Source organism: Streptomyces sp. NPDC003393 (assembly GCF_053589015.1).
The window spans coordinates 51,511-77,560 of record NZ_JBSFRB010000002.1 but is presented as its reverse complement, the minus strand read 5'-3'; the positions used below and the strand labels follow the sequence as shown (position 1 = coordinate 77,560).

Below are 26,050 nucleotides of genomic sequence, written 5' to 3'. Positions count from 1 at the left end.
AGCAGCGCCCCGAGCACGAGGACGAACACCATGCCGCCCGTCCCTTCCGTGGCCGGAACGCTATGACGTCCGGCGCAGTGCGCGCAGTCCGCGCAACCCGATGACCCCGATGACCGTCCCCAATACGAAGGAGACGACGGCCAGCGCCAGGTGCACCCAGAAGTACGCCGTGGGGTCCCCGTGGTCGAACGCCAGTCCGCTGCCGTCCTTGACGAGATTCTTGACGAAAGTGACCCAGATGATCCAGCTCCACACCCCGAAGGCGAGCAGGAACCAGGAGAGGGGGCGGCTGAGCTTCATGCGTCCAGTATCGCTGCCGGACGCCTCGCTCCCGGCCCGGGGTGGGAGGGCGGATGGGGTGCCGTCGGTCACGGCAGGTACGTTTCCGACCGTGCCCGCACCCAAGAAGACCGGCAGGCGATCCCTTCTGGTCGCTTCCGCCGCCCTGTTGTCCGCGTCACTGACCGCGCCCGCCGCCCTGGCGGCTCCGGCCCCGAAGACGGGCCCGTCGGCCACTCCCCCGGCGAACATGTCCACGGTGGGCGGCGCCCGCCTCGGCCGGGCCGGCACGCAGGTCGACCTGACCGGCGGCGTCCCGGTTCTGCCCAAGGGCCTCACGGCCCGTTCCTGGATCGTCGCCGACGCCGAGTCCGGCCAGGTGCTGGCCGCGCACAACGCGCACTGGCGGCTGCCCCCGGCCAGCACCCTGAAGATGCTGTTCGCCGACACCCTGCTGCCGAAGCTCCCCGCGGCACAGGAGCACAAGGTCGCCCCCGAGGACCTCGCCGGCATGGGCGCCGGTTCCAGCCTGGTCGGGATCAAGGAGCACGAGACCTACACGGTCCACGACCTGTGGCTGGGTGTCTTCCTGCGCTCGGGCAACGACGCGGTGCACGTGCTGTCCGCGATGAACCACGGCGTCGAGCAGACCGTCAAGGACATGAACGCGCACGCCCAGGAGCTCCAGGCGCTCGACACCTATGTGGTGTCCCCGGACGGCTACGACGCGCCCGGCCAGGTCTCCTCGGCGTACGACCTGACCCTGTTCGCCCGCTCCGGGCTCCAGAAGAAGGACTTCCGGGAGTACTGCTCGACGGTGCGCGCCAAGTTCCCCGGCGAGACCAAGAAGGACAAGAAGGGCAAGAAGACCCGGACCTCCTTCGAGATCCAGAACACCGACCGGCTGCTGAGCGGTGACTACGACCTCTCCGTCTACCAGGGGATAGCGGGGGTGAAGAACGGCAACACCACCAACGCGGGCGCCACCTTCACCGGCGTCGCGGAACGCGGCGGCCACGTCCTGCTGGTGACGGTGATGAACCCGGAGAAGAAGGGGCACAACGAGGTCTACCGGGAGACCGCCAAGCTCTTCGACTGGGGTTTCCAGGCGGTCGGCAAGGTGCGGCCGGTGGGAGAGCTGGTGCCGCCGAAGAGCGCGGTGCCGGCGAGCGCCCGGCCGGGCCCGACCGCCTCGGCCGGCCGGGCGGGCGGCGGCTCGTCGGCCGAGCCGGTCGCGAAGGCCTCGGCCCGGAGCGGCTCCACCGGCATGGGGATCGCCCTGGGCATCGCCGGCGGAGTCGTGGTGCTGCTCGCGGCCGGCGCCTATCTGGTCAACCGCCGCTGGCCGCTGCCGGACCTGGTGCGCCGCCGCTCCCGCCCGTGAGCCGGTCCCCCGGCCCACTGTCCCCGGCGCCGCCCGCACCGTCGCCGTCCGGAACCGGCTCGACACGGGTCGCCGTCCAGGCGGCGCAGTACAGCACGAGCTTGGCGGTGAAGTTGATCCACAGCAGCAGGGCGACGGGGACGCCGAACGCGCCGTACATGCTCTTCGCCGCCACGCCTTGGATGTAGCCGCTGAGCAGCAGCTTCAGCAGTTCGAAGCCGACCGCTCCGAGCAGCGCGGCGACCAGCAGCCGGCGGCGCGGCGGCTCGACGCCGGGCAGCAGGGTGAGGACGTACAGCAGCACCAGGAAGTCGGCGGCGACGGCGACGACGAACGCGACGACCTGCAACACGACACTGCCCCAGCCGTCTTCGCTCAGGCCGATCTGGCGCGTGAGCCATCCGATGGCGGCCGAGGCGAGCGTGGAGACGGCCAGGGTGACGAGCACCGCGCCGCCGAGGCCGATGAGGATGCCACCGTCCTTGAGCTTGTTCAGGATCGGGTTCTCCTCGGCGTCGGGCAGCTCCCAGACCGCGCGCAGACAGTCACGCATCTGGCCGACCCAGCCCATGCCGGTGAACAGCAGCAGGACGCCGGCGATGACCCCGACCGTGCCCGCGTTCTGCGCCAGGGAGCTGATGTGCAGCTGCTCGCCCAGACCGGGGAACTGCGCGGTGATCCTGTCCTCCAGCCTGTGCTGCTGCCGGGCGCTGAGCGTGGCGGCGCCGAGCGCGGCGGCCAGCGTCAGCAGCGGGAAGAGCGCCACGAAGCTGACGAACGTCATGGCGGCGGCCAGCCGCGTCCACTTCACGCGGTCCAGACGCTCGTACGACCGCCAGGCGTGCGTGCGCATCAGCCGCGCCACCCAGGGGCCGACGACGGGGAGCTTCTTCAGCCAGTCCATGATCCGACGTGTGCCCGCTCCGGGCCGCCGTCAACACCGCGTTTCTACGACGAAGCGTCCATAAGCGGACGATACAGTCGTCTGCCGTGAAGGATGCCTCCGGTCTCACCCGTCTGCTCCGGCTCTCCCCGCTCCCCGGATCCCTGCTCGTCCTCGGCGGCACGTCCCGGATCGCGCTGGCCGTGGCACGCCGGCTCATCGCGCGCCGCACCCGCACGGTGTGGCTGGCGGGCCGGCCCTCGCCCGCCCTGGAGGAGGCCGCCGGGCAGCTGCGTTCCCTGGGCGCCCAGGTGCACACCGTCGACTTCGACGCGCTCGATCCGGCGTCCCACGAGGAGGCCCTCGGCAAGGTGTTCGCGGAGGGCGGCATCGACATGGTGCTGCTGGCCTTCGGCGTCCTCGGCGACCAGGCCTACGACGAACGGGAGCCGCTGAACGCGGTGCGGGTCGCACAGACCAACTACACCGGAGCCGTGTCCTCGGGCCTGGTGGCCGCGCGGGAGCTGCAGAACCAGGGGCACGGCTCGCTGGTCGTGCTCTCCTCGGTCTCCGGCGAGCGGGCCCGCCGCACGGACTTCATCTACGGCTCCAGCAAGGCCGCGCTGGACACCTTCACGCAGGGGCTGGGCGACGCGCTGTACGGCACGGGCGTGCACGTCATGGCCGTGCGCCCCGGCTTCGTGCGGTCGGCGGCGACGGCCGGGCGGCCGGTGCCCCCGTTCGCGAGCACGCCGGAGGAGGTCGCCACCGCCGTCGAGCTGGGGCTGCGGCGGCGCTCGGAGACCGTGTGGGTGCCGGGGGTCCTGCGGCCGGTGGCGGCGGTGCTGCGGCATCTGCCGCGGGCGCTGTACCGGCGGCTGCCCCTGTAGGCCGCGCCGGCCTGCCGTCCGCTACCGCGCCGGCAGCGTGCCGCTGTCCACGGGGGCCGCCTGCGGCGGCACCACGGCGGAGCCGCCGAAGGCGAACTCCCGCAGCTTGCGCCACACTCCGTCCGCACCCTGCTCGTGCAGGGCGAAGCCGGTGCACCACCACTCGGCCTCGTAGCCGGCGAGTTCGCGGAGGGCGAGGTCCATCGCGGCGTCGTCGATGCCGTGCGCCACCGTGACGTGCGGGTGGTAGGGGAACTGGAGTTCGCGTGCCACCGGCCCGGAGGCGTCGCGGACCCGTGCCTGGAGCCGGGTGCAGGCCTCGGCGCCGTCGACGACCCGTACGTACACCACCGGCGACAGCGGACGGAAGGTGTCCGTCCCGGACAGCCGCATCATGAAGGGCCGGCCGACCGCGGCCACCTCCGTCAGATGGGCCCCGAGGGCCGCCAGCTCGGCGGAGTCCAGCTCCGTCGGCGGCAGCAGGGTGACGTGCGTGGGGATGCCGTGAGCCGCGGCGTCGCCGAAGCCCGCGCGCCGCTGCTGGAGCAGGCTGCCGTGGGGCTCCGGGACCGCGATCGACACGCCGATCGTTACGGTCCCCACGTCGTCTCCTGTCGTCGTGTCGGGTGAGTTGTCTGTTTCGTTCTCAGCCGTCCGGCTATCGACTGTACGTCCACAGCCGTCCCGAGGGCAGGCGCGGGCACAGTGATGTACGGCGCTCTGCCCCCAAAGGCGTGTGCGCGGTGGTGCGCCTCAGTGCTTGGCGGGCAGGAAGCCCACCCTGTCGTACGCCCGGGAGAGGGTCTCCGCGGCGACCGTGCGCGCCTTCTCCGCTCCCTTGGCCAGGATCGAGTCCAGCGTCTCCGGATCGTCCAGGTACTGCTGGGTCTGCTCCTTGAACGGCGTCACGAAGTCCACCACGACCTCGGCGAGGTCCGTCTTGAGCGCGCCGTAGCCCTTGCCGGCGTACTTCTCCTCCAGTGCGGCGACACTCGTGCCGGTGAGCGTCGAGTAGATCGTCAGGAGGTTGCTGACGCCGGGCTTGGTCTCCGGGTCGAAGCGGACGACGGTGTCGGTGTCGGTGACCGCGCTCCTGACCTTCTTCGCGGTGGCCTTCGGCTCGTCCAGCAGGTTGACCAGGCCCTTCGGGGTGGACGCCGACTTGCTCATCTTGATCGTCGGCTCCTGGAGGTCGTAGATCTTCGCCGTCTCCTTCAGGATGTACGCCGAGGGCACGGTGAAGGTCTCGCCGAAGCGTCCGTTGAAGCGCTCGGCCAGGTCGCGGGTGAGCTCGATGTGCTGCCGCTGGTCCTCGCCGACCGGCACCTCGTTGGCCTGGTAGAGCAGGATGTCGGCGACCTGGAGCACCGGGTAGGTGAACAGGCCGACGGAGGTGCGCTCGGCGCCGTGCCGGGCGGACTTGTCCTTGAACTGGGTCATCCGGGACGCCTCGCCGAAGCCGGTGAGGCAGTTCATGACCCAGGCGAGCTGGGCGTGCTCGGGGACGTGGCTCTGGACGAAGAGCGTGCACCGCTCCGGGTCGAGGCCGGCGGCCAGCAGCTGGGCGGCCGCGAGCCGGGTGTTGGCGCGCAGCTCGGCCGGGTCCTGGGGCACCGTGATCGCATGCAGGTCGACGACCATGTAGAACGCGTCGTGCGTCTCTTGCAGGGCCACCCACTGACGGACGGCGCCGAGGTAGTTCCCGAGGTGGAACGAGCCTGCGGTGGGCTGGATTCCGGAGAGCACGCGAGGTCGGTCTGTCGCCATGCTCATCATTCTCTCAGGTCCGGCGGCCCGATCCGGAACTGGCCGGAAACAGAGGGGCTCCGAACCGTCCCCGGAGGTGTAACAAGGGGCGGGTGACCTTGAGGGTGCGTCAGAGGGCGGGTGACCCCGGGGCGTGACGAGGGGCGGGTGAGGGGGCGCGATGCGGCGGCTGATCTGCGTGGCGGCGGCCACGGCGGCGGCGGTGCTGGCGGGCGGCGGAGGGGCCCGGGCGGCTCCCGAGGAACCGGACGTGGCCGTGGTCGTGACCGCCGGCGAGGGGCGCACCGAGTCCTGGCACTCCGGGGAGACGGAATTCGACCGGCTGCGGTGGCTGCTGGACCCGTCGTACACGGGCACGGAACGGGTGCCGGAGGCCTGGTCGCAGGGCCGGTATCCGCCGGTGCGGTTCACGGTGATGTGGGGACTGACCGGGGTCGGCGGCTGGCCCCAGACCGACCGGGCGCCCGGCGGTGACGTGGCGATGCTGCGCCAGGACCAGCTTTTCGTCGGCGAGGACGGCACCCCGTGGGTGCGCAGCGACCCGGCGCCCGACCTGCCGGACGACGACATCCGCTGGCACCGGGCGCCGCGGCGGGTCTACGACGAGCTGGCGGGCGCCGGCTTCCTCGGGCTCGACGGGACGCCGGCCGCCGCGCGCGAGGGCGGAGAGCGGGACGGTGTGTGGTGGGCGGCCGGCGGGCTCGCCGCCGGGGTCGCCGGGACGCTTCTGACCTGCCGCGCGGCGGCCCGGCGCAAGGCCGGGCCGCCGCGTGAGGAGCCGCGTCAGGAGCTGATCGACCTCTGAGCTCCCCGGGGGGCGGGACACCCCTGGCCGGGTCAGCCCAGGTCGATCTCCGGGTACAGCGGGAAGGCGGCCACCAGGTCGGTGGCGCGGTGGGAGATCTCGTCGGCGATCTTCGGGTCGAGGACGTGGGCGGCCTTGGAGGGGGCGCCGGACTTGGTGGTGCCGGGCTCGGTGCTGGTGAGGACGCGGTCGATCAGGCCGGCGACCTCGTCCATCTCCGCCGTTCCGAGGCCGCGGGTGGTGAGCGCGGGCGTGCCGATGCGGATGCCGGAGGTGTACCAGGCGCCGTTGGGGTCGGCCGGGATCGCGTTGCGGTTGGTGACGATGCCGGACTCGAGGAGGGCGGCCTCGGCCTGGCGGCCGGTGAGGCCGTAGGAGGTGGCGACGTCGATCAGGTTGAGGTGGTTGTCGGTGCCGCCGGTGACGAGGGTGGCGCCGCGGCGCATCAGGCCCTCGGCGAGGGCGCGGGAGTTGTCGACGATGCGCTGGGCGTAGTCCTGGAAGGCCGGCTGCCGGGCCTCGGCGAGGGCGACCGCCTTGGCGGCCATGACGTGCGGGAGGGGGCCGCCGAGGACCATGGGGCAGCCGCGGTCGACCTGGTCCTTGAGGGAGTCGTCGCACAGCACCATGCCGCCGCGCGGGCCGCGCAGGGACTTGTGCGTGGTGGTCGTGACGATCTGGGCGTGCGGGACCGGGTCGAAGTCGCCGGTGAGGACCTTGCCGGCGACCAGGCCCGCGAAGTGCGCCATGTCGACCATGAGCGTGGCGCCGACCTCGTCGGCGATCTCGCGCATGATCCGGAAGTTCACCAGACGGGGGTACGCCGAGTAGCCGGCGACGATGATCAGCGGCTTGAACTCGCGGGCCTGGGCACGCAGCGCGTCGTAGTCGATCAGGCCGGTGGCCGGGTCGGTGCCGTAGGAGCGCTGGTCGAACATCTTGCCGGAGATGTTGGGGCGGAAGCCGTGGGTGAGGTGACCGCCGGCGTCCAGGGACATGCCGAGCATGCGCTGGTTGCCGAAGGCCTGGCGCAGCTCGGCCCAGTCGGCCTCGGTCAGGTCGTTGACCTGGCGGGCGCCGACCTTCTCCAGGAAGGGGGCCTCTACGCGGTCGGCGAGGACGGCCCAGAAGGCGACCAGGTTGGCGTCGATGCCGGAGTGGGGCTGGACGTAGGCGTGGCGGGCGCCGAAGAGTTCGCGCGCGTGCTCGGCGGCCAGGGACTCGACGGTGTCGACGTTGCGGCAGCCGGCGTAGAAGCGGCGGCCGACGGTGCCCTCGGCGTACTTGTCGCTGAACCAGTTGCCCATCGCCAGGAGGGTGGCCGGGGAGGCGTAGTTCTCCGAGGCGATCAGCTTGAGCATCGCGCGCTGGTCGGCGACCTCCTGGCCGATGGCGTCGGCGACGCGCGGCTCGACGGCGCGGATCACGTCGAGGGCGGCGCGGAAGGCGGTGGACTCGTGGGAGAGGGGCGCAGACATCTCGGGGACCTCCGGGCGTGGCGTTCGGCGTTCGGCGTTCACGGTACGGCCCAGGCGCACGGCACACTCGCTGCTCGGGCCGCTCCCCGATGGTCGGTCCCATCTTTGGGCCCTGGCGTCACCAGGACCCGACGCGCCAGTCACGGCCCGCCCGTCAGCCTACCGGGTGACCTGCCCGAAGGCCCTGCCGCGTCCACCATGCGAGCCGCGTCGTGCGGGCCCGTCAGAGGATCACGTGCGGCAGGAACCGGGCGTACTCGTCGGTGACCAGCCCGGCCGACTCACGGATGCCGAGACCGGCGGACTCGTCCTCGACGACCCAGGCGCCGAGGACGACGTGGTTGCCGTCGAAGGCGGGCAGCGGGGCGAGCTCCTGATAGCAGCAGGGTTCGTCGCGCACGACGGGCTCGGTCCCCGGTTCGTGGACCGTCACTCCCTCGCCCTCGCGGCCGAGCAGCGGCTTGGCCACCCAGCCGGCGCCGTCGGCCAGCTCGCGGGGCCCGTCCAGGTACGCGGGAAGCAGGTTGGGGTGGCCCGGGTACAGCTCCCACAGGATCGCCAGCAGCGCCTTGTTGCTCAGCAGCATCTTCCAGGCCGGTTCGATCCACAAGGTGGAACCGGTCCCGCCGCCGTTGTCCAGGGTGTCCAGGACGTGGCCGCCGAAGCGGTCCGTGGTGAGCCACTCCCACGGGTACAGCTTGAAGATGCTGCGGATGAAACGGAGGCCGTTGTCGACGAACCGTCCGGAGAGCGGGTCCCAGCCGATCTCCTCCACGGAGATCCAGTCGGTGTCGAGGCCGGCCTGCTCGGCCGTCTCCTTCAGATAGGCGACCGTCATCAGGTCCTCGCCGAGTTCGTCGGCGGCGGAGTGCGCGAAGTGCAGCGGACTGCCCGGCGGGAGCAGGCCGGCCTGCTTCCTCCAGGCGGCGACGAGCCGTTCGTGCAGGGAGTTCCACTGGTCGGCGCCGGGGAACCGTTCCTCCATCCAGAACCACTGGGGCGAGGCGGCCTCGACCAGGGAGGTGGGGGTGTCCGCGTTGTACTCCAGGAGCTTGGCCGGGCCGGTGCCGTCGTAGCGCAGGTCGAAGCGGGCGTAGACGGAGGGGAGTTCGGCGCGCCGCCGCCAGGACTCGGCGACGGCGTGGGCGACTCGGGGGTCGGTGATGCCGAGGTCCGCGAAGCGCCCCGTGGTGACGATGTGGTCCGCGGCGGCCAGGCACATGCGGTGCAGTTCCTCGACGACCTCCTCCAGCGCCTCCACCTCGGGCAGGGAGAAGACGTAGTAGGCGCTCTCGTCCCAGTAGGGGCGCAGGGAGTCGTCGGGGTAGCGGGTGAGCGGGTAGATCAGGCCCTGCGCCTCGACGGTCCGCTGCCAGCCGGGGCGGGGCTCGACGGTGCGGCGTTCCATGCCCGGCTCAGCCGCCGGACTTGCCGTGGCCGCTGCCGAAGCCGCCGCGGTCGACGCCGCCGTGGCTGCCGGCGGACCCGCCGGAGCTCTTGCGGGGCTTGGTGAAGGAGCCGCCCTCGATCCAGCCGCTCTTCTTCTTGCCGCCGTAGTACCAGGCGCCGTCGACGGAGGTCGCGGACTTGCAGTTCTTGTCGGAGACGACCTTGTATCCCTGGGAGAAGGTGTAGCTGTCGCGGTCGACGCAGCGCTTGTCCGGGTCGGAGGAGCACGCGGTGAGCGCCGAGGCGAGCAGTCCCATCCCGCCCAGCACCACGGCGCCCGACCTGAGTTGCCGCCCGGTGTCCGCCATGTCCGTCTCCCCCTTGTCGTCGGCTGCCGGCGGGTGGCCGCCGGTTTCCGACGGACAGCCTAGAGATCAGGTGTGAGCGCCCGCCAAGGGGCCCCGCGACCGGCGCCGCTCGCCTACAGTCGGCCCGTGCTCTCGGGAATGGTGTGCGCGCTCGGCGCGGCGGTGTGTTTCGGCACGGCGACGGTGCTCCAGGCGGTCGCCGCCCGGGCGGCGGCCGAGCCGGGTGGCACGCGGGGCGGCGCGGCGGACGCGGCGCTGTTGCTGCGGGCGCTGCGGCAGTGGCGGTACGCGGCGGGTCTGGGCCTGGACGGACTCGGCTTCCTGTTGCAGATCGCCGCTCTGCGGTCGCTGCCGATCTACGCGGTGGGCGCGGCCCTGGCGTCCAGCCTGGCGGTGACGGCGGTGGCCGCGGCCCGGCTGCTGCGGGTGCGGCTGCGCGGGACGGAGTGGGCCGCGGTGGGCGTGGTCTGCGCCGGCCTGGCGATGCTGGGCCTGGCCTCGGGGACGGAGGGCGGCCGGGACGGTTCCACGGCACTGAGGTGGGCGATGCTCGCGGCGGCTGCGGCCGTGCTCGCCCTGGGCGCGGTGTCCGGCCGTCTCCCCCCGCGCGGCCGGGCCCTGCTGCTCGGCCTGGGCGCGGGCCTGGGCTTCGGTGTGGTCGAGGTGACGGTGCGGCTGATCGACTCGCCGCGCCCCGCGGCGCTGTTCGCCGACCCCGCGTCGTACGCCCTGGTCCTGGGCGGCGGCGCCGCGTTCCTGCTGCTCACCTCGGCGCTCCAGCGCGGCTCGGTGACGACGGCCACCGCCGGGATGGTGATCGGCGAGACGATCGGCCCGGCCGCGATCGGCGTGGTGTGGCTGGGCGACCGTACGCGGGAGGGCCTGGGATGGCCGGCGGTCCTGGGCTTCGCGGTGGCGGTGGCCGGAGCGCTGGCGCTGGCACGTTTCGGGGAGGCTCCGGTGACGCCGACGGCGGCCGACGGGACGGTCCCGGCGGGAGCGGCGCCGGGCGGCACACCGGCGCCGGGGGCGGCGGCGGACGCGGTGGCGCCTGTCGAGCGGCACTGAGCGGCGCGGCGCGCACGGCGGCCGGGGCCGCGCGGGCGTGGCCCGGGGCGCGGAGCCGTGGGCTGCCGTCAGGGCAGGACCCGGCACAGCGCGTCCAGGGCCGCCGCCCAGGCGTGGTCCGGTGGAGTGCCGTAGCCGACGACCAGGGCGTCCACGGGGGTGACGGCGGCCTGCTCGTGCCGGTAGCGGGACAGGCCGTGAAGGGCGAGCCCCTGCCAGGCCGCCGCCTGGACCACGGCCGGTTCGGTTCCGGGCGGCAGCCGCAACACGGCGTGCAGTCCGGCGGCGATACCGGTGGGACGGACGGCCGGGGCGTGGGCGGCGAGCGCCTCGACCAGTGCGTCGCGGCGGCGCCGGTAGCGCAGCCGGGCGGAGCGTACGTGCCGGTCGTAGGCGCCGGAGGCGATGAACTCCGCCAGAGTCAGTTGGTCGAGCACCCCGCAGGTGTCGGAGTACCCCTTCGCCGCCGCGGCCTCCTCGGCCAGGGAGGGCGGCAGCGCCATCCAGGCCAGGCGCAGTCCGGGGGCCAGGGCCTTGCTCGCCGTGCCCAGGTGGACCACGCGGTCGGGATCCAGGCCCTGGAGAGCGCCGATCGGCTGGCGGTCGTAGCGGAACTCGCCGTCGTAGTCGTCCTCCAGGACGACACCCCCGGTGCGCCGCGCCCAGTCCGTCACGGCCGCACGCCGGTCCGGATGCAGGGGTACGCCCAACGGGAACTGATGGGAGGGGGTCAGCATGACCGCGCCGACGTCCGTCAGCCCGGTGGTGACGGTGCCGCGTTCGTCCAGGGGCAGGGGCCGGGTGCGCAGGCCCGCCCGGGTCAGGACGTCCCAGTGCACGTTCAGGCCGTACGAGTCGACGGCGACCGTGTCCGCGCCGCGCGCCCGCAGCACCGCGCCGAGGATCCGCAGAGCGTGCGAGAAGCCCGAGCACACCAGGATGTGCCGCGGGTCGGTGCGTACGCCGCGCACCCGGGCCAGGTAGCCGGCGAGGGCGGTGCGCAGTTCGGGGCGGCCACGCGGGTCGCCGTAGCCGAGGGCGTCGTTCGGGGCCGCGGCCAGGGCGCGGCGGGCCGCTCTGAGCCACTGGGCACGCGGGAAGGAGGCCAGGTCGGGGATGCCGGGGCGCAGGTCGAGGGCGGGGCGGCCGGGTTCGCGGGGCGGGCGGGCCGCGTCGGCGCGCGGGGTGGCCACCAACCGGTCGGCGACCCGGGTGCCGGAGCCCTGGCGGGCGGTGAGCCAGCCCTCGGCGACCAGGTCGCCGTAGGCGTCGGCGACCGTGTTCCGCGCGATGCCCAGGTCGGCGGCGAGGGCGCGGGAGGAGGGCAGCCGGGTGCCGGGGGCCAGGCGGCCGGAGCGGACCGCCTCGCGCAGGGCGTCGGTCAGCCCTCGGCGCACGCGCGGTCCGGCCGGTTCCAGATGCAGGTCGACGCCCGGAATGGCCCAAGATCTCACCATGAAAATGGACCATACGCCTGGGCTGCTTCCGACCTAGGGTCGAAGCATGACCACGACGCGGAACACCCCTGAGACGACGCATGACACGGACGCCGAGTACGCGCCCGAGGAGGGCCCCCGGATGCGCTGGGCCGAGCACGCCCCCGAGGTCTACAAGGCGATGATCCGGCTGGACGCGGCCGCCGGGCGGGGTCTGGAGGCGCGGCTGCGCGAGCTGGTCAAGATCCGCGCCTCGCAGCTCAACCGGTGCGCGCTCTGCCTGGACATGCACAGCAAGGACGCCCTCGCGGCGGGCGAGAGCGTGGAGCGCATCATCCAGCTGGGCGCCTGGGAGGAGTCCCGGCACTTCTACACCGAGCGGGAGCTCGCCGCCCTGGAGCTGACCGACGCGGTCACGGTCCTCACCGACGGCTTCGTGCCGGACGAGGTGTACGACAAGGCCGCCCAGCACTTCGACGAGGAGGAACTCGCCCAGCTCATCGCCGCGATCGCGGTGATCAACGCCTGGAACCGGTTCGGCGTGACCACCCGCGGCGTGCCCGGCCACTACACGCCGGGGGAGCACAAGTGACGGCCCGGACCACCCGCCTGGACGACGCGGTGCGCGGCGCCCTGCGGTCGGTGGGCGCCGCCGCCAAACGGGGCCTGGCCGATCCTGCCCTGGCCGAGCTGGTGCAGGTGCGCGCCTCGCAGCTGAACCACTGCGCGTTCTGCCTCGACATGCATCTGGCCCTCGCCCGCGAGCACGGCGTCAGCGAGCGGCAGCTGGGTCTCCTGGACGCTTGGGAGGAGGCCGGAGACGTCTTCGCCGAACGGGAACGGGCGGCGCTGGCCCTGACCGAGGCGGTCACCGTCCTCACCGGGGGCACCTCCCGGGCCTCCGGCTCCGGGGGAGGCTTCGTGCCGGACGCGGTGTACGACAAGGCCGCCGAGCACTTCGACGAGCCCCACCTGGCCCATCTGATCGCGCTGATCGGCGCCATCAACACCTGGAACCGTCTGATGGTCAGCCGCCGGATCCCCGCCGGGAGCACCGAGTGGTGAGCGGCGCCGAGACCTTCCGCGCGCTGCACCAGGGCCGCCCCCCGGGCGACCCGCTGGTGCTGCCCGGTCCGTGGGACGCGGCCGGCGCCCGGGTGTTCGCCGAGGCCGGGTTCCCGGCGCTGGCGACACCCAGCGCCGGGGTCGCCGCCTCCCTCGGGTACGAGGACGGCGCGACCCCGGCCGACGAGATGTTCGCGGCGGTGGCCCGGATCGCGCGGGCGGTGGACGTGCCGGTGTCGGCGGACGTCGAGGACGGGTACGGGCTCGCCCCCGAGGAGCTGGTGGAGCGGCTGCTGGAGGCGGGTGCCGTCGGCTGCAACCTGGAGGACTCGCGCGGGGGCGCCCTGAAGGACCCGCACGAGCACGCCGACTTCCTCGCCGGGGTCCGCTCGGCCGCCGCCGGCCGCCTCTTCGTCAACGCCCGGGTCGACACCTTCCTGCACGGCGACGGCGATCCCGGAGGGGCCGTCGAGCGGGCCGCGCTGTACACGGCGGCGGGCGCGGACTGCGTGTATCCGATCCTCGCCCCGGCGGACGTGCTGCCCTCGCTGAGGGCGGGGATCAAGGGCCCGCTGAACATGCTGGCCGTGCTGGACGGCACGGGGCCCTCCCCGGCCGAACTCGGCGAGCTCGGAGCCACCAGGATCACGTTCGGGCCAGGGCTCCAGCGGCGTGCCGCACAGGCGCTGCGCGACATCGCCGCCGGCCTGGTGGGCTGACACGGTTCAGGGCAGCCACCGCTTCCACACATCGGGGTGGCTGTCCACCCACTTCTTCGCCGCCTCCTGGGGCGACAGCTTCTGGTCGGCGATCATCAGGGAGACCTCGTTCTGGTCCTCGGTCGTCCACGTGAACTTCTTCAGGAAGGCCGCCGCCTCGCCGCCCGACTTCGCGAAGCCGGCGTTGAGGTACTTCTGCAGCGGGGTGTGCGGGTAGGCGCAGACGACCTTGGCCGCGTCCGCGTCGCAGCCCGCCTTGTACGGCGGCAGCTTCACCTCGGTCATGGGGACCTTCTCGAACAGCCACTGGGGTGAATACCAGTAGGTCAGGAAGGGCTTCTTCTCCTTGGCGAACTGCTTGATCTGCGTGATCTGAGCCGCCTCGGAACCGGCGAAGACGACCTGGTAGTCCAGCTTCAGGTTGGCCACCAGCGCCTTGTCGTTGGTGACGTACGACGGGGAGCCGTCCATCAGCTGGCCCTTGCCGCCGCTCTCCGCGGTGCGGAAGAGGGGGGCGTACTTGTCGAGGTTCTTCCAGTCGGTGATGTCCGGGTGCTGCCTGGCGAGGTACGTCGGCACGAACCAGCCGATGTGACCCGTCACCCCCAGGTCGCCGCCCCGCACGATGGTCTTCTTGTCCCGGACGTACCGCTTCTCCTGGTCGGGGTGGCCCCAGTCCTCCAGGATGGCGTCGACCCGGCCCTGGCTGAGCGCGTCCCAGGCGGGGACCTCGTCGACCTGGACGGTGTCGACGCGGTAGCCCAGCTCGTGCTCCAGCAGGTACTGGGCGACGGCCACGTTGGACTGCGCGCCGACCCACGACTGGACGGACAGCGTCACGGTCCTCGCGCCCTGCGCGCCCGCGAACGGCGAGGCCTGCCGGGTCATGTCGGCGGCTGAGCAGCCCGTCAGCAGCAGGAGTCCGGTCAGGCCGGCCACGGCGGACGACGTACGGCTTCGCATGTCACGCTCCCTTCTTCGCGCGCCGCGCGGTGGGCTGGGTCACCCGGTCGAGCATCAGGCCGAGGCAGACGATCGCGACGCCGGCGACGAGACCGGTCGCCAGGTCGCCCTGGGCGAGGCCGAAGACGACCTGGTACCCGAGCGCGCCACCGCCGACCAGGCCGCCGATGATGACGACGGCGAGGACGAGGACCAGGCCCTGGTTGACCGCGAGCAGCAGCGCCGGCCGGGCGAGCGGCAGCTGGATCTGCCTCAGCTGCTGTCCGCTGGTCGCGCCGAGCGAGCGGGCCGACTCCAGGGCGGCCGGGTCGACCTGGCGCAGCCCCTGTGCGGTGATGCGGACGACGGCGGGCAGGGCGTAGACGATCGCGGCGGCGACCGCCGGCGCGCGGCCGACGCCGAACAGCGCGACGACCGGGATCAGGTACACGAACTGCGGCATGGTCTGGAAGACGTCCAGGACCGGGCGCAGCAGCTTCTCGAAGCGGTCGCTGCGGGCGGCGGCGATGCCGGTGGCGAAACCGGCGAGCAGGGTGACGGCGACGGCGGCCAGCACCTGGGACAGGGTGTCCAGGGCCGGCTTCCACACCCCGAGCACTCCGATCGCGGCCATGGCGGCCACGGCGGTCAACGCGGTGCGCCAGGTGCCGATCAGCCAGGCCAGGGCGGCCACGATCAGCAGCACCGACCACCAGGGCAGCCACTGCAGCCCGGACCGCACGGGGTCCAGGACCCAGGTGGTGAAGTGGCCCGCCCAGTCCGCGGTGCCGCCGATGTACGGGACGCCCGAGTACAGGTGTGCGGTCATCCAGTCGACCGCGCGGTCGACCGGCTCGGCGATGTCCACCGTCCACCCGGAGGGCCAGTCGGGACGGCCCGCGACACGGGCGGCGACCGCCACGGCGGCGACGGCGGCGGCGAGGGCGCCGTTCACCCACCACACCGCGTTCGTGCGGGGCCCGTCGCCGATGCGCTCCCCCGCCGCTGCGGTCACCCGGTCCAGTACGACGGCCAGCAGCACGATGGGGATGCCGGCCGCCAGCGCGGCGCCCACGTCGACCGAGGCGAGCGCCTGGTAGACGCGGTCGCCGAGGCCGCCGGCGCCGATGACGGAGGCGATGACGGCCATGGACAGCGCCATCATGATCGTCTGGTTGAGGCCGAGCAGGAGTTCCTTCCGGGCCAGCGGGAGGCGTGCGGTCAGCAGCCGCTGGCGTGCGGTGGCACCGAGGGAGTCGACGGCCTCCAGCACCTCGGCGTCGGCGCCGCGCAGCCCGAGGGCGGTGAGACGGGCCATGGGCGGGGCGGCGTAGACGACCGTGGCGAGGACGGCGGCGGGCACTCCGATGCCGAACACCAGGACGACGGGGAGCAGGTACGCGAACGCCGGGAGCACCTGCATGGTGTCCAGCACCGGGCGCAGCGCGCGGTCCATGCGGTCCGACAGCCCGGCGGCGAGACCGAGCAGCGCCCCGACGGCCACCGAGGCGAGCACCGCGATCACCATCAGCGCGAGGGTCTGCATGGTCGGCACCCACATGCCGAGCAGACCGCAGGCGAGGAACGCGGCCGCCGTGCCCAGGGCGAGCCGGACTCCGGCCACCCGCCAGGCGACGGCGGCGGCGAGGGCGGTGGCGCCGGCCCAGCCGGCGGCGAGGAGGAAGAGGTACACCGCGCGCACGCAGATGACGACCGCGTTGCTGATGTGGCCGAAGAAGTAGAGGAACAGGGGGTGGCTGTCGCGGTTGTCGATGATCCAGGTGCTGACGCCGGTGAGCGGTTCGGTGAGGTCGACCGTCAGCGCGTGCGGCCAGGCGCTGCCCGCCCAGTGGGCGCCCGCCAGGGGCCCGACGACCGCGGCGAGGAGCGCGAGGACCGCCAGCTTCTGCAGGGCGGGGCTGCGCACGGCGCCGGACGCCGGACGGGGGACCGATGCGGAGATCGTCGCCATCACACGGCCCCCGGGTCACTGCCGGGACCGGGCGGGACGGCCGGCCCGCCCGAGCGGGACGCCGCCGCGCTCACCGGTGCCGTCCCACCGGCGCGGCCGCCCGCGGGCACGCCGGCGTCGGTGACGCCCGCGACCACGCCCAGCAGTGCGTCCGAGTCGACCGTCCCCACGCACCTGCCCCCGTCCACCACGCGGGCCGGTGCGCCCGCCCGGGCGACCACCTCGATGGCCTCGGCGACCGTGGCACGCGGGGACACCGCCGGGCCGGTGCCCGCGTCCTGCGCGGCGGCCGGGCGCATGGCGCTGCGCACCGTCATCACCTGTTCGCGCGGGACGTCTCGGACGAACTCGCGGACGTAGTCGTCGGCCGGGGAGCCGACGATCTCCTCGGGCGTGCCGAGCTGCACGACGCGGCCGTCGCGCATCAGCGCGATGCGGTCGCCGAGCTTGAGGGCCTCCTGAAGGTCGTGGGTGATGAAGACCATCGTGCGGCCCTCCTCCTGGTGCAGGCGGACGACCTCCTCCTGCATGTCCCGCCGGATGAGCGGGTCGAGGGCGCTGAACGGCTCGTCGAACAGGAGCACCTCGGGGTCGACGGCGAGGGCGCGGGCGAGGCCGACGCGCTGGCGCTGGCCGCCGGAGAGCTGACCGGGGCGGCGCTGTTCCATGCCCTTCAGGCCGACCTTCGCGACCACCTCCGCGGCCTTCGCACGGCGCTCGGAGCGGCCCACGCCCTGGATCTGCAGGCCGTAGGCGACGTTGTCGAGGACGGTGCGGTGGGGCAGCAGGCCGAAGTGCTGGAAGACCATCGCGGTGCGGTGCCGGCGCAGCTCCCGCAGCCGGGTGCGGTCCATGGCGCGCACGTCCTCGCCGTCGAGCGCGACGGCGCCCGCGGTCGGTTCGATCAGCCGGGTGAGGCAGCGTACGAGCGTGGACTTGCCGGAGCCGGACAGGCCCATGACGACGAAGACCTCGCCCCTGCGCACCTCGAAGGAGACGTCTCGCACGGCGGCCGTGCAGCCGGTGCGGGAGCGGAGTTCGGCGGGGCCGAGTCCGCTGAGTTCCGGGTCGGCCGGAACACGGTCGGCCTTGGGGCCGAAGACCTTCCAGAGGCCGGACACCGAGAAGACCGGCGCGTCGGTCGTGGTGGTGGGGGGCTTGCGGGTGGGGACCGTGAGCGTCATCGCGCATCGCCTCCGATCAGGTCGACGGCCCTCTCCCCGACCATGAGCACCCCGATCATCGGGTTCACGGCGGTCATGGTCGGGAAGACGGAGGCGTCGGCGATACGGATGCCGTCCAGGCCCCGGATCTTCAACTCAGGGTCGACGACGGCGAGTTCGTCCTCGGGGGCACCCATCCTGCAGGTGCCGGCGGGGTGGTAGACGGTGTGCGCGACCTTGCGGGCGTACTCGCTCAGCTCGGCGTCGCCGACGACCTCAGGGCCGGGGCAGACCTCGCGCTCGAGCCAGCCGGCGAGCGGCTCGGCCTTGGCGATCTCACGGGCGATGCGGATGCCGTCGACGAGGGTCCGGGCGTCGTAGTCGTCCTCGTCGGTGAAGTAGCGGAAGTCCAGAGCGGGCTTCACGGACGGGTCGGCGCTGGTCAGGTAGAGGCGGCCGCGGCTCCTCGGCTTGGGGATGTTGGGGGTCATCGAGACGCCGAACTCCGGCCGCTTGTACCCCAGTCGCTCCGGGTGGTCGGTGAACGGGATCTGGTAGAAGTGGAACATCAGGTCGGGGCCCGCGTGTTCGGGGTCGCGGCGCACGAACAGGCCCGCGTCGGAGTCCATCGCGGAGTTCTCCGGGATGGGTCCGTGGGTCTCCCAGACGATGACCGACTCGGGGTGGTCCAGCAGGTTCTCGCCGACGCCCGGCAGGTCGTGCACGACCGGGATGCCGAGCGCCTCCAGGTCCTCGCGCGGACCGATGCCCGAGTGCATCAGCAGACGCGGCGAGTCGACGGCGCCCGCGCACAGCACGACCTCGTTGCGGGCGCGGATCAGCAGTTCCTCGCCGTCCTTGGTGCGCACCTGGACGCCCTCGACGCGGGTGCCGTCCAGCTCCAGCCGGTACGCCCAGGTCTCCAGGAAGAGGCTGAGGTTCGGGCGCTCGTCCATCACCGGATGCAGGTAGGCCACCGAGGCCGACGACCGCTTGTTGTTCTCCGGGTGGTAGGCGAGGTCGAAGAAGCCGACGCCCTCGCTGAACGGCTTCTTGTTGAACCCCTCGACGCGGGGGACGCCGAGGGCCGCCTGGGCCGCGTCGACGAAGTCGCGGGCGATGGCGTTCCGGTCCTTCTCGTCCACCGGGACGATGTTGTTGAGCAGCCGCGCGTAGTACGCCTCCATGGGCACCGCGCCCCAGCCCTTGGCGCCGGCCTCCTCCCACTCGTCCCAGTCGGACGGCAGCGGCTTGAAGGCGATGAGGGTGTTGTGCGAGGAGCAGCCGCCGAGGACGCGGGCCCGGCTGTGCCGGATGTGGGAGTTGCCGCGGGGCTGTTCGGTGGTGGGGTAGTCGTAGTCGAGCTCGCCGCCGAGGAGGCCCATCCAGCGGCGCAGGGTCAGCACGTCGTCGCGGCCGACGTCGCTCGGGCCGCCCTCGATGACGGCGACGGTGACGTCGGGGTTCTCGGTGAGGCGGGAGGCGATGACGGATCCGGCCGTGCCGCCGCCGACGACGACGTAGTCGTAGGTGTTCTCAGGGAGGTTGTCGGGCATGAGGGGGTACTCCAGAGGGGGATCCGGCCGGTGGGGTCCGGCAGGTGGCGTCCGGCGCACGCCGACCGCGGCGTACGGGGGGTCTGCCGCGAGGGGAGCGCGTTCGCCTGTGAGGGGAGCGGGTTCGCCGCGTACGGGGGCGGGGCTCAGCCCGCGAACCAGCGCACCGGCTTGGGCGCGAGGTTCTGGTACAGGTGCTTGGTCTCGCGGTACTCGGCGAGTCCGGAGGGTCCCAGTTCGCGGCCGACTCCGCTCTTGCCGAAGCCACCCCATTCCGCCTGCGGGAGGTAGGGGTGGAAGTCGTTGATCCAGACCGTGCCGTGGCGCAGTCGGCCCGCGACCCTGCGCGCCCGGCCCGCGTCGGCGGTCCAGACGGCGCCGGCCAGGCCGTACTCGGTGTCGTTGGCGAGCAGGACGGCCTCGTCCTCGGTGCGGAACGTCTCGACCGTGAGCACCGGTCCGAAGACCTCCTCGCGGACGACCCGCATCTCCCGGTGGCACTGGTCCAGAACGGTCGGCTCGTAGTAGTAGCCGGTGGCGGGCCGGGTCCGGTCGGCCTCGGGCCGCTTGCCGCCGCAGCGCAGCACCGCGCCCTCCGCCAGCGCCGAGGCGACGTACGCCTCGGTCTTCGCGCGCTGCTGCTCGGAGACGAGCGGCCCGCACTCGACGCCCGGCTCGGTGCCGCGGCCCAGCCGGATCCGTGCTGCGCGGCGGGCGAGTTCGGCGACGAAACGGTCCCGGACGGACTCCTCGACGATCAGCCGGGCGCCGGCCGAGCAGACCTGGCCGCTGTGGATGAAGGCCGCGTTGAGGGCCTGGTCGACGGCGGTGTCGAAGCCCTCGTCGGTGGCGCAGGCGTCGGCGAAGACGACGTTGGGGTTCTTGCCGCCCAGTTCGAGGGCGACCTTCTTCACGGTGGGGGCGGCGGCCCGGGCCACCTTCGTGCCGCTGGCCAGGCCGCCGGTGAAGGAGACGAGGTCGACGTCGGGGTGCTCGGCGAGGCGGGCGCCGACCGTGTGACCGGGGCCGGTGACGATGTTGGCCACCCCGGCGGGCAGGCCGGCCTCCAGGAGCAGGCCGACGAGCGCGACCGTGGTGAGCGGGGTGATCTCACTGGGTTTGACCACGAAGGTGTTGCCCGCGGCGAGCGCCGGGGCGATCTTCCAACTGGCCTGGAGCAGCGGATAGTTCCAGGGAGTGATCAGGGCGCAGACGCCGACCGGTTCATGGACGACGACGCTGTGGACGTCGGGCGTGCCGGCGTCCACGACCCGGCCGGGTGCCTCGGCGGCGACCAGGTCGGCGAAGTAGCGGAAGGCGTCGGCGACGCAGTCGACGTCGACGCGGCCCTCCTCCAGGGTCTTGCCCGCGTCCCGGCTCTCCACCATTGCGAGCTTCTCGCGGTCGCGCACCAGCAGGCCGGCGACCTCGCGCAGCAGGGCGGCCCGTTCGGCGACGGGGGTGCGCGGCCAGGGGCCGGCGCCCCCGTCGAAGGCGCGCCGGGCGGCCTCCACGGCCCGGTCCGCGTCCTTCTCGTCGCCCTCGGCGACCACGGCGAACGGCGTCGCGTCCGCGGGGTCGAGGATGTCGCGCGTGGCGCCGGAGACCGCCTCCAGCCACTCCCCTCCCGCGTGGATCGTGGTGCGCGCCGTGTGTTGCGTACTGTCCGCCATGATCGGTGATGCCTTCCGTTCCTGCCTGGTCGCCCCGGGTGACGCGGATGTCACCCACGGGGACCGGGAGCGCCTGCCCGCTCCCCGCGAGGTGCATGCGCGATCCATGTCCGAAAGTGCCCCTCGTCACGGAGGTGGCGGACATGGCGGGACGAAAGCCGCGGATGTCGATCGGTCGCGGCCGATCGTCAGCTTCCGCCGGTCACCGCCCACTGGTCCATCACGTCGCGGACGCACCGGCGCAGCCAGGCGTGTGCCGGGTCGACGTCGTGACGCGGGTGCCAGGCGAGGCCGAGTGCGAGCGCGGGCAGCCGGAGCGGTACGCGGAAGGCGACCAGGCCCAGCGCGGCGGCCAGCGGCAGCCCCCAGGTGGGGACCAGGCCCACCAGGTCGGAGCCTGCTCGCCGGGCTGGCGCTGTTCGCCGCCGGCGCCGCCACCAGCGCCCTGGCCACCGGCCCCGCACCGCTGATCGCGGGCCGGGGCCTGTCCGGTGCGGGCGCGGCGCTCCTCGGCGGCGGCCTCATCGGCCAGTTCCTGTCCTGGCGCGCCCTGTTCGCCGTCATGGTGCCACTGGCCGCGCTGCTCGCCGCGGCCGTGGCCGTCGCCGTGCCGCGCACCGCACGCTCGGCGCGCGGCAACCCCGACCCGCTCGGCACCCTGCTGCTCACCGCCGGGCTGGTCGCCGTCGTCTTCGGCATCATCGAGGGCCCGGTACACGGCTGGGGCTCGCCCCGCATCGTCGTCGCGTTCACCACGGGCGCCCTGCTCACCGCCCTCTTCACCCGGCACGCCCTGCGCTCGCCCGCCCCGCTGTTCGACCCCCGTGTCTTCGCCTCGCACCGGCTGCGCGCCGCCGCCCTGGGCACCACCACCGGCTTCTTCGGCCTGTTCTCCCTCTTCTACGTCAACTCCCAGTACCTGCAGGACATCAAGGGCTACGGCGCCGCCGTCACCGGGGTGGCGATCGCGCCGCTCGCCGTGGGCATGGCCCTGGTACCGAAGATGGCGGCGCAGTGGGCGCACCGCCCGCGCCCGGTGATCGGCGGTGGCCTGTCCCTGATCGGCCTGGGACTGCTCGGCGCCTCCACCGCCGGCGCCGGCACCCCGTACGCGGTGTACGCCTGCTGGCTGCTCGTCATCTCCGCCGGCATCGGGCTCAGCATGCCCGCGCTCACGGTCGGCGTCGTCGCCTCGCTGCCGCCGCACCAGGCGGGCCTGGGTTCGGGTCTCGGCACCTCGGCCCGCGAACTGGGCGCCGCCCTGGGCGTCGCCGTCACCGGCACCGTCCTGACCGCCCACCCCCGTGCCCAGGCGCCCGGAGCGCACCAGGCGCTCACGGCCGGCATGGCGCCGGCCCTGCGCGTCGTCGCGCTGACGGTCCTGGTGGCGACGACGGTGGTGGTGGCCGGTCACGGGCGCTCTAACCGCACCGACCGCCCGGCGGGCAGAAGGAGTTCAGTGCGGCGGTGAGCGGCACGCGGACGCGCGCGGTGGGGAGGGCGGCGGGGCCGCTGACGCGGAGGGCGTAGAGGGTGCCGTCGGCGGCCCGGAAGCGGTGGTCGACGACCCGGCGGGGGCCCTTGTCCGCGTCGTCGTAGCGATAGGTCAGCTCGACCCAGGCGGGGCCGGAGTCGCGGTCCAGGGCCTCGTAGCCGGGTTGCCGGGCGAAGCCGTAGCCGGGGTCGTTCTCGGCCAGGTCGAGGGAGGCGGCCGGGGAGTCCTCCGTGACTGCGAAGATCTGGAGCTGACGGCCGTCGGACGGGGAGTCGTAGTAGACCACCGGCGCCTTCTCGCCCTGCTTCTGCCGCCGGGTCCAGCCCTCGGGGACGTCGAGCGTGTAGCCGACGGGGTCCTGGGCGCGGCGATAGCCGGAGGCGGGGGCGGCGGGGGACCGGACCGAGGCGTCCTGGCCGGGATCGGTCCCCGGGGTGCCGTCGTCGTTCCCCGGGTCCGCCGAGTCCGGTGACGAGGGAAGCGGGGAGGAGGCCGGGGACGAGGTGGTGACGGCGACGCCGGTCGCCGGACCGGCCGACGATCCGGTGGCCCCGTCCCGCAGCAGGACGTACCAGACCCCCGCACCGGTTCCCGCCCCCAGCACCGCGGCCGCGGCCAGCGCCGCCAGGACGCGTCCGCCGCGGTGAGTCCCGCCCGCGGAACGCGGCGCCGGCGCGGACGGGGCGTACGCCGGGGGTGGCACGTACGGCGACGACGAGGGGGGTGCGGGCGGCGGGGTTCCCCGCGGCGGCGGGAGCGGGGTGCCCGTTCGGGTTTCGGCGGACGCCCACGACGGCTCCGAAGCCTCTCCGTCCGATCCCTGCCAGGCCGCCCGGCCTCTGTCCTCGCTCGGCTCGCGCTCCGGTCCCGAACCGGAGCCGTGGACGTCCCAACCGCTCATCGTCAACCCCCCGAAGCCGCCCCGCCGCGCACCGGCGACCGACGTACCGCCGAACCCGCCTACCGATTTCCGCGTCATTCGCGCCATTCGACGGTAGCGGTGAAAACGGCCACGGGCCCCGTTCCGGATGAAACCGGAACGGAGCCCGTGCGGGGTCGTGACGAAGCGGGGTCCACGGCGAAAGCCGCTCGACCCGGGTCGGCTCCGGTCGACTCAGATGAGGCCGAGGCCGCGGACCGCCTCGCGCTCCTCCTCGAGCTCCTTGACGGAGGCGTCGATGCGGGCGCGCGAGAACTCGTTGATGTCCAGGCCCTGGACGATCTCGTACTTGCCGTCCTTGGTGGTGACCGGGAAGGAGGAGATCAGGCCCTCCGGGACGCCGTAGGAGCCGTCCGACGGGATGCCCATGGAGGTCCAGTCGCCCTCGGCGGTGCCGTTGACCCAGGTGTACACGTGGTCGATGGCGGCGTTGGCGGCGGAGGCGGCCGACGAGGCGCCACGGGCCTCGATGATGGCGGCACCGCGCTTGGCGACGGTCGGGATGAAGTCCTCGGCCAGCCACTTCTCGTCGTTCACGACCTCGGCGGCGTTCTTGCCGGCGACCGTGGCGTGGAAGACGTCCGGGTACTGGGTGGCGGAGTGGTTGCCCCAGATGGTCAGGCGCTTGATGTCGGCGACCGACGAGCCCGTCTTCTTGGCGAGCTGGGTCAGCGCGCGGTTGTGGTCCAGACGGGTCATGGCGGTGAAGCGCTCGGCCGGTACGTCCGGGGCGGCGGCCTGGGCGATCAGCGCGTTGGTGTTGGCCGGGTTGCCGACGACGAGCACCTTGATGTCGTCCGCGGCGTGGTCGTTGATGGCCTTGCCCTGCGGCTTGAAGATGCCGCCGTTGGCCTCGAGCAGGTCACCGCGCTCCATGCCCTTGGTGCGCGGACGGGCGCCGACGAGGAGGGCGACGTTGGCGCCGTCGAACGCGACGTTCGGGTCGTCCGTGATGTCGATGCCCTGAAGGAGCGGGAACGCGCAGTCGTCCAGCTCCATCGCCGTGCCCTCGGCGGCCTTCAGGGCCGGGGTGATCTCCAGGAGGCGCAGCTTGACCGGCACGTCCGCGCCGAGCAACTGGCCGGAGGCGATGCGGAAGAGCAGGGCGTAACCGATCTGGCCGGCCGCGCCGGTGACGGTGACGTTCACGGGAGTGCGGGTCATGGCGTTCTCCGTAGGACAGCTGGCGGTCGGGGCGTCCCTGCCCCGGGGTGCGGGATCCCCGCGTCCGGTCGGCGACCGTACACCCGCCGCGATGATCGATCACGGATACGGATGATCGATCTCTTGGCGTCAAGAGAGATCCACGGTCAGGCTATCGCGCATCCGGCATGCCGGACTCCCGCCCCCCTGTGGCCCGTCCCACAGACGGCACAGTGAAGATGCCGCGGAGAAGTGCGGAGAAGTGACGCGCGGCGCGCATGGGTTACGCCGTTCGGGGCACGCGAATCCCACCCCCCACGGGAATCCGGTTCTTCCGGCATCCCCCACGGCGGCCGCCCGAGTCTCTCCTCTCCCGGACGGGCGGCCGCCTCTCTCGCCGTCTCACGGCCGCACGGTGCTCCGGTCGGACGGTGCTCCGGTCGGACGGCGGGCCTTCCGGGCGAAGGGGGCCGCCTGAGCGGGTTCACGTGGTGCAGCCCGTCCGCCCCGACGCCAGCGTCGCGCACGCCCTCGCCGAAGCGGCGTCCTTCACGGCCACCATCGGTGTGTACGCGATGGTGTCGCCCGGCTCGGTGACCGTGTCGGTCTCCTTGTGCGAGCCGACCGTCACCTGTACCCGGTCGCCCTGCGCGGCCCGGGTGATACGACCCCATGCGGCGCCGCACGTCCTGCTGTAGCGCACCTCGACCACGGTTGTGCCCACGGTGACGCTGCGGGCCGTGGTCACCAGCTTCCCGCCGCACCCCATGGCCTCGGCGTCCTTGCCGGTGCAGCCCGCCCCTGCGCACTTCACTCCGGGCGGCAGGCCGGCGCCGGTACTCACGGACGGCGACGGTGACGTCCTCGCGGCCGGCACCTCGCGCCCGCCGCCGCCGGTGAAGTGGAACACGGTGCCGATCACCGCCAGCGCGGCCACCATGCCCGCGAGAAACATCGTCAGCCTCCGCCCCCGCCCCCCGAACCGGCCGGGCGCACCGGTCGCCGGCGGGCGGGCGCCGGATCCCGGGCCGGGCGCGGATCCGGAGGCGGCCCCGGAGACGGGGACCGCGTCGCGCACGTGCGCGTCGGAGGCCGTCGGCTGCGACGGCACCACCGTCGGGGACACGCCCGCCGGGCCCGCCACCCCGGGCGTGGGCGCACCCGGCTTGGGCGCCCCGGGTGGCACGGTGGCGCTGCCGCCCACGCGGGTGCCGCCACCGGACACCGCCCCGGGTTGCGTCGTACCGGGTCCGCCCAGCGCCGCCCGGGCCTGGGCGATCCGGATGGCCTCCATGGTCCTGTCGTGGCGCAACTCTGCGCGACTCCAGGCTCGTTCGGCGAGTTCCCACATCGTGGTGAGATGGACCGGGTTGCTGCCGGTGACCTCGGCGAGGGCGATCACCGCCCCCTTGGGCGCCAGGAGCCGGCCGCCCAGATAACGCTCCCAGGACGTCCTGCTGTAGCCGGTGCGGTCGGCGAGCGCGGCGACGCTGAGACCACTGCGGTCGACCAGCCGCCGCAGTTGCCCGGCGAACTCCTTGACCTGCGGGTCGAGTTCATCGGGCAGAGCCTTCCAACGAGCCATCGCGACTCCCCCTGTTCCCCCTTGCGCGGATTGTCAGCACCGGCCCGGCT

General features: G+C 73.3%; 24 protein-coding genes, 1 pseudogene and 1 riboswitch. Of the genes and pseudogenes, 8 read left to right on the top strand and 17 right to left on the bottom strand.

The annotated features are described in order from the left end of the window. Positions 1 to 60: 60 nt before the first annotated feature. Complete coding sequence (locus ACWDUZ_RS02350) at positions 61 to 300, bottom strand: SCO4848 family membrane protein (RefSeq protein ID WP_389833229.1); 240 nt, start codon at positions 298 to 300, stop codon at positions 61 to 63. Between the two features lie 91 nt (positions 301 to 391). On the opposite strand from ACWDUZ_RS02350, the gene ACWDUZ_RS02345 reads away from it, so the two are divergent. Then, positions 392 to 1,663, top strand: coding sequence for a D-alanyl-D-alanine carboxypeptidase family protein (locus ACWDUZ_RS02345; RefSeq protein ID WP_451629878.1), 1,272 nt, complete (start codon positions 392 to 394; stop codon positions 1,661 to 1,663). On the opposite strand, the gene ACWDUZ_RS02340 is transcribed toward ACWDUZ_RS02345, so the two are convergent. After that, the gene (locus tag ACWDUZ_RS02340; RefSeq protein WP_451629877.1) at positions 1,611 to 2,567 is read right to left on the bottom strand and encodes a YihY/virulence factor BrkB family protein; all 957 of its coding nucleotides are present in this window, start codon (positions 2,565 to 2,567) and stop codon (positions 1,611 to 1,613) included. The genes ACWDUZ_RS02345 and ACWDUZ_RS02340 overlap by 53 nt on opposite strands. 86 nt (positions 2,568 to 2,653) lie before the next feature. Here ACWDUZ_RS02340 and ACWDUZ_RS02335 point away from each other — a divergent pair, with 86 nt between their 5' ends. After that, complete coding sequence (locus tag ACWDUZ_RS02335) at positions 2,654 to 3,436, top strand: SDR family NAD(P)-dependent oxidoreductase (protein WP_451629876.1); 783 nt, start codon at positions 2,654 to 2,656, stop codon at positions 3,434 to 3,436. Between the two features lie 21 nt (positions 3,437 to 3,457). On the opposite strand, the gene ACWDUZ_RS02330 is transcribed toward ACWDUZ_RS02335, so the two are convergent. Both ACWDUZ_RS02330 and trpS read right to left on the bottom strand, forming a co-directional pair. Next, positions 3,458 to 4,039 carry a 2'-5' RNA ligase family protein gene (locus ACWDUZ_RS02330; RefSeq protein WP_451629875.1) on the bottom strand — a complete coding sequence of 194 codons (582 nt, stop codon included), beginning with the start codon at positions 4,037 to 4,039 and terminating at the stop codon, positions 3,458 to 3,460. Between the two features lie 150 nt (positions 4,040 to 4,189). Then, a complete protein-coding gene (gene trpS / locus ACWDUZ_RS02325) occupies positions 4,190 to 5,203 on the bottom strand; it encodes a tryptophan--tRNA ligase (protein ID WP_451629874.1) in 1,014 nt (337 codons plus the stop codon). A gap of 160 nt (positions 5,204 to 5,363) precedes the next feature. Here trpS and ACWDUZ_RS02320 point away from each other — a divergent pair, with 160 nt between their 5' ends. Further along, complete coding sequence (locus ACWDUZ_RS02320; protein WP_451629873.1) at positions 5,364 to 6,008, top strand: hypothetical protein; 645 nt, start codon at positions 5,364 to 5,366, stop codon at positions 6,006 to 6,008. Between the two features lie 32 nt (positions 6,009 to 6,040). Here the strand turns inward: ACWDUZ_RS02320 and ACWDUZ_RS02315 are convergent, their stop codons facing one another. From ACWDUZ_RS02315 to ACWDUZ_RS02305, 3 genes are all read right to left on the bottom strand, one after another. Further along, positions 6,041 to 7,486, bottom strand: coding sequence for a glycine hydroxymethyltransferase (locus ACWDUZ_RS02315; RefSeq protein WP_451629872.1), 1,446 nt, complete (start codon positions 7,484 to 7,486; stop codon positions 6,041 to 6,043). Positions 7,487 to 7,527: 41 nt separating this feature from the next. Continuing rightward, positions 7,528 to 7,640, bottom strand: a riboswitch (ZMP/ZTP riboswitch). Positions 7,641 to 7,709: 69 nt separating this feature from the next. Then, complete coding sequence (locus ACWDUZ_RS02310; protein ID WP_451629871.1) at positions 7,710 to 8,894, bottom strand: glutathionylspermidine synthase family protein; 1,185 nt, start codon at positions 8,892 to 8,894, stop codon at positions 7,710 to 7,712. A 7-nt stretch (positions 8,895 to 8,901) separates the two neighbouring features. Continuing rightward, complete coding sequence (locus ACWDUZ_RS02305) at positions 8,902 to 9,243, bottom strand: hypothetical protein (RefSeq protein WP_451629870.1); 342 nt, start codon at positions 9,241 to 9,243, stop codon at positions 8,902 to 8,904. Between the two features lie 138 nt (positions 9,244 to 9,381). On the opposite strand from ACWDUZ_RS02305, the gene ACWDUZ_RS02300 reads away from it, so the two are divergent. After that, a complete protein-coding gene (locus ACWDUZ_RS02300; RefSeq protein WP_451630168.1) occupies positions 9,382 to 10,311 on the top strand; it encodes a hypothetical protein in 930 nt (309 codons plus the stop codon). A 68-nt stretch (positions 10,312 to 10,379) separates the two neighbouring features. On the opposite strand, the gene pdxR is transcribed toward ACWDUZ_RS02300, so the two are convergent. Next, positions 10,380 to 11,768: a MocR-like pyridoxine biosynthesis transcription factor PdxR gene (pdxR, locus tag ACWDUZ_RS02295; protein WP_451629869.1), complete on the bottom strand. Its 1,389-nt coding sequence runs from the start codon at positions 11,766 to 11,768 to the stop codon at positions 10,380 to 10,382. Positions 11,769 to 11,814: 46 nt separating this feature from the next. Here pdxR and ACWDUZ_RS02290 point away from each other — a divergent pair, with 46 nt between their 5' ends. From ACWDUZ_RS02290 to ACWDUZ_RS02280, 3 genes are read left to right on the top strand one after another with little or no spacing between them, the layout of a single operon-like run. Then, positions 11,815 to 12,339: a carboxymuconolactone decarboxylase family protein gene (locus ACWDUZ_RS02290; protein WP_451629868.1), complete on the top strand. Its 525-nt coding sequence runs from the start codon at positions 11,815 to 11,817 to the stop codon at positions 12,337 to 12,339. Continuing rightward, complete coding sequence (locus ACWDUZ_RS02285; protein ID WP_451629867.1) at positions 12,336 to 12,812, top strand: carboxymuconolactone decarboxylase family protein; 477 nt, start codon at positions 12,336 to 12,338, stop codon at positions 12,810 to 12,812. The genes ACWDUZ_RS02290 and ACWDUZ_RS02285 overlap by 4 nt, the downstream gene beginning before the upstream one ends. Continuing rightward, entirely contained in the window at positions 12,809 to 13,531 is a 723-nt protein-coding gene (locus ACWDUZ_RS02280; RefSeq protein WP_451629866.1) for an isocitrate lyase/PEP mutase family protein, read from the top strand. The genes ACWDUZ_RS02285 and ACWDUZ_RS02280 overlap by 4 nt, the downstream gene beginning before the upstream one ends. Positions 13,532 to 13,537: 6 nt before the next feature. On the opposite strand, the gene ACWDUZ_RS02275 is transcribed toward ACWDUZ_RS02280, so the two are convergent. The 6 genes from ACWDUZ_RS02275 to ACWDUZ_RS02250 form a co-directional block, all read right to left on the bottom strand. Continuing rightward, positions 13,538 to 14,494, bottom strand: coding sequence for an ABC transporter substrate-binding protein (locus tag ACWDUZ_RS02275; RefSeq protein ID WP_451629865.1), 957 nt, complete (start codon positions 14,492 to 14,494; stop codon positions 13,538 to 13,540). Between the two features lies 1 nt (position 14,495). Further along, positions 14,496 to 16,445 (bottom strand): ABC transporter permease, encoded by a 1,950-nt coding sequence (locus ACWDUZ_RS02270; RefSeq protein WP_451629864.1) that lies wholly within the window; start codon positions 16,443 to 16,445, stop codon positions 14,496 to 14,498. Next, entirely contained in the window at positions 16,445 to 17,629 is a 1,185-nt protein-coding gene (locus ACWDUZ_RS02265; RefSeq protein ID WP_451629863.1) for a quaternary amine ABC transporter ATP-binding protein, read from the bottom strand. Before ACWDUZ_RS02265 ends, ACWDUZ_RS02270 begins: the two co-directional genes overlap by 1 nt. Further along, the gene (locus tag ACWDUZ_RS02260; protein ID WP_451629862.1) at positions 17,626 to 19,164 is read right to left on the bottom strand and encodes a GMC family oxidoreductase; all 1,539 of its coding nucleotides are present in this window, start codon (positions 19,162 to 19,164) and stop codon (positions 17,626 to 17,628) included. Before ACWDUZ_RS02260 ends, ACWDUZ_RS02265 begins: the two co-directional genes overlap by 4 nt. A 146-nt stretch (positions 19,165 to 19,310) precedes the next feature. Beyond that, complete coding sequence (locus ACWDUZ_RS02255) at positions 19,311 to 20,837, bottom strand: aldehyde dehydrogenase family protein (protein WP_451629861.1); 1,527 nt, start codon at positions 20,835 to 20,837, stop codon at positions 19,311 to 19,313. A 188-nt stretch (positions 20,838 to 21,025) separates the two neighbouring features. Further along, positions 21,026 to 21,223: a hypothetical protein gene (locus ACWDUZ_RS02250; protein WP_451630185.1), complete on the bottom strand. Its 198-nt coding sequence runs from the start codon at positions 21,221 to 21,223 to the stop codon at positions 21,026 to 21,028. Between the two features lie 8 nt (positions 21,224 to 21,231). Between ACWDUZ_RS02250 and ACWDUZ_RS02245 the strand changes: the two are divergent. Next, positions 21,232 to 22,308: pseudogene (locus ACWDUZ_RS02245) on the top strand (MFS transporter); the annotation flags it as partial. Here ACWDUZ_RS02245 and ACWDUZ_RS02240 read toward each other — a convergent pair. The 3 genes from ACWDUZ_RS02240 to ACWDUZ_RS02230 all read right to left on the bottom strand — a co-directional run bounded on the left by ACWDUZ_RS02240 (position 22,259) and on the right by ACWDUZ_RS02230 (position 26,000). Next, on the bottom strand, positions 22,259 to 23,035 hold the full coding sequence (locus tag ACWDUZ_RS02240; RefSeq protein ID WP_451629860.1) for a hypothetical protein: 777 nt from the start codon (positions 23,033 to 23,035) through the stop codon (positions 22,259 to 22,261). The pseudogene ACWDUZ_RS02245 and the gene ACWDUZ_RS02240 overlap by 50 nt on opposite strands. Before the next feature lie 411 nt (positions 23,036 to 23,446). Further along, complete coding sequence (locus tag ACWDUZ_RS02235; RefSeq protein ID WP_451629859.1) at positions 23,447 to 24,436, bottom strand: malate dehydrogenase; 990 nt, start codon at positions 24,434 to 24,436, stop codon at positions 23,447 to 23,449. Positions 24,437 to 24,899: 463 nt separating this feature from the next. After that, positions 24,900 to 26,000 carry a DUF2690 domain-containing protein gene (locus ACWDUZ_RS02230; protein ID WP_451629858.1) on the bottom strand — a complete coding sequence of 367 codons (1,101 nt, stop codon included), beginning with the start codon at positions 25,998 to 26,000 and terminating at the stop codon, positions 24,900 to 24,902. Positions 26,001 to 26,050 lie beyond the last annotated feature (50 nt).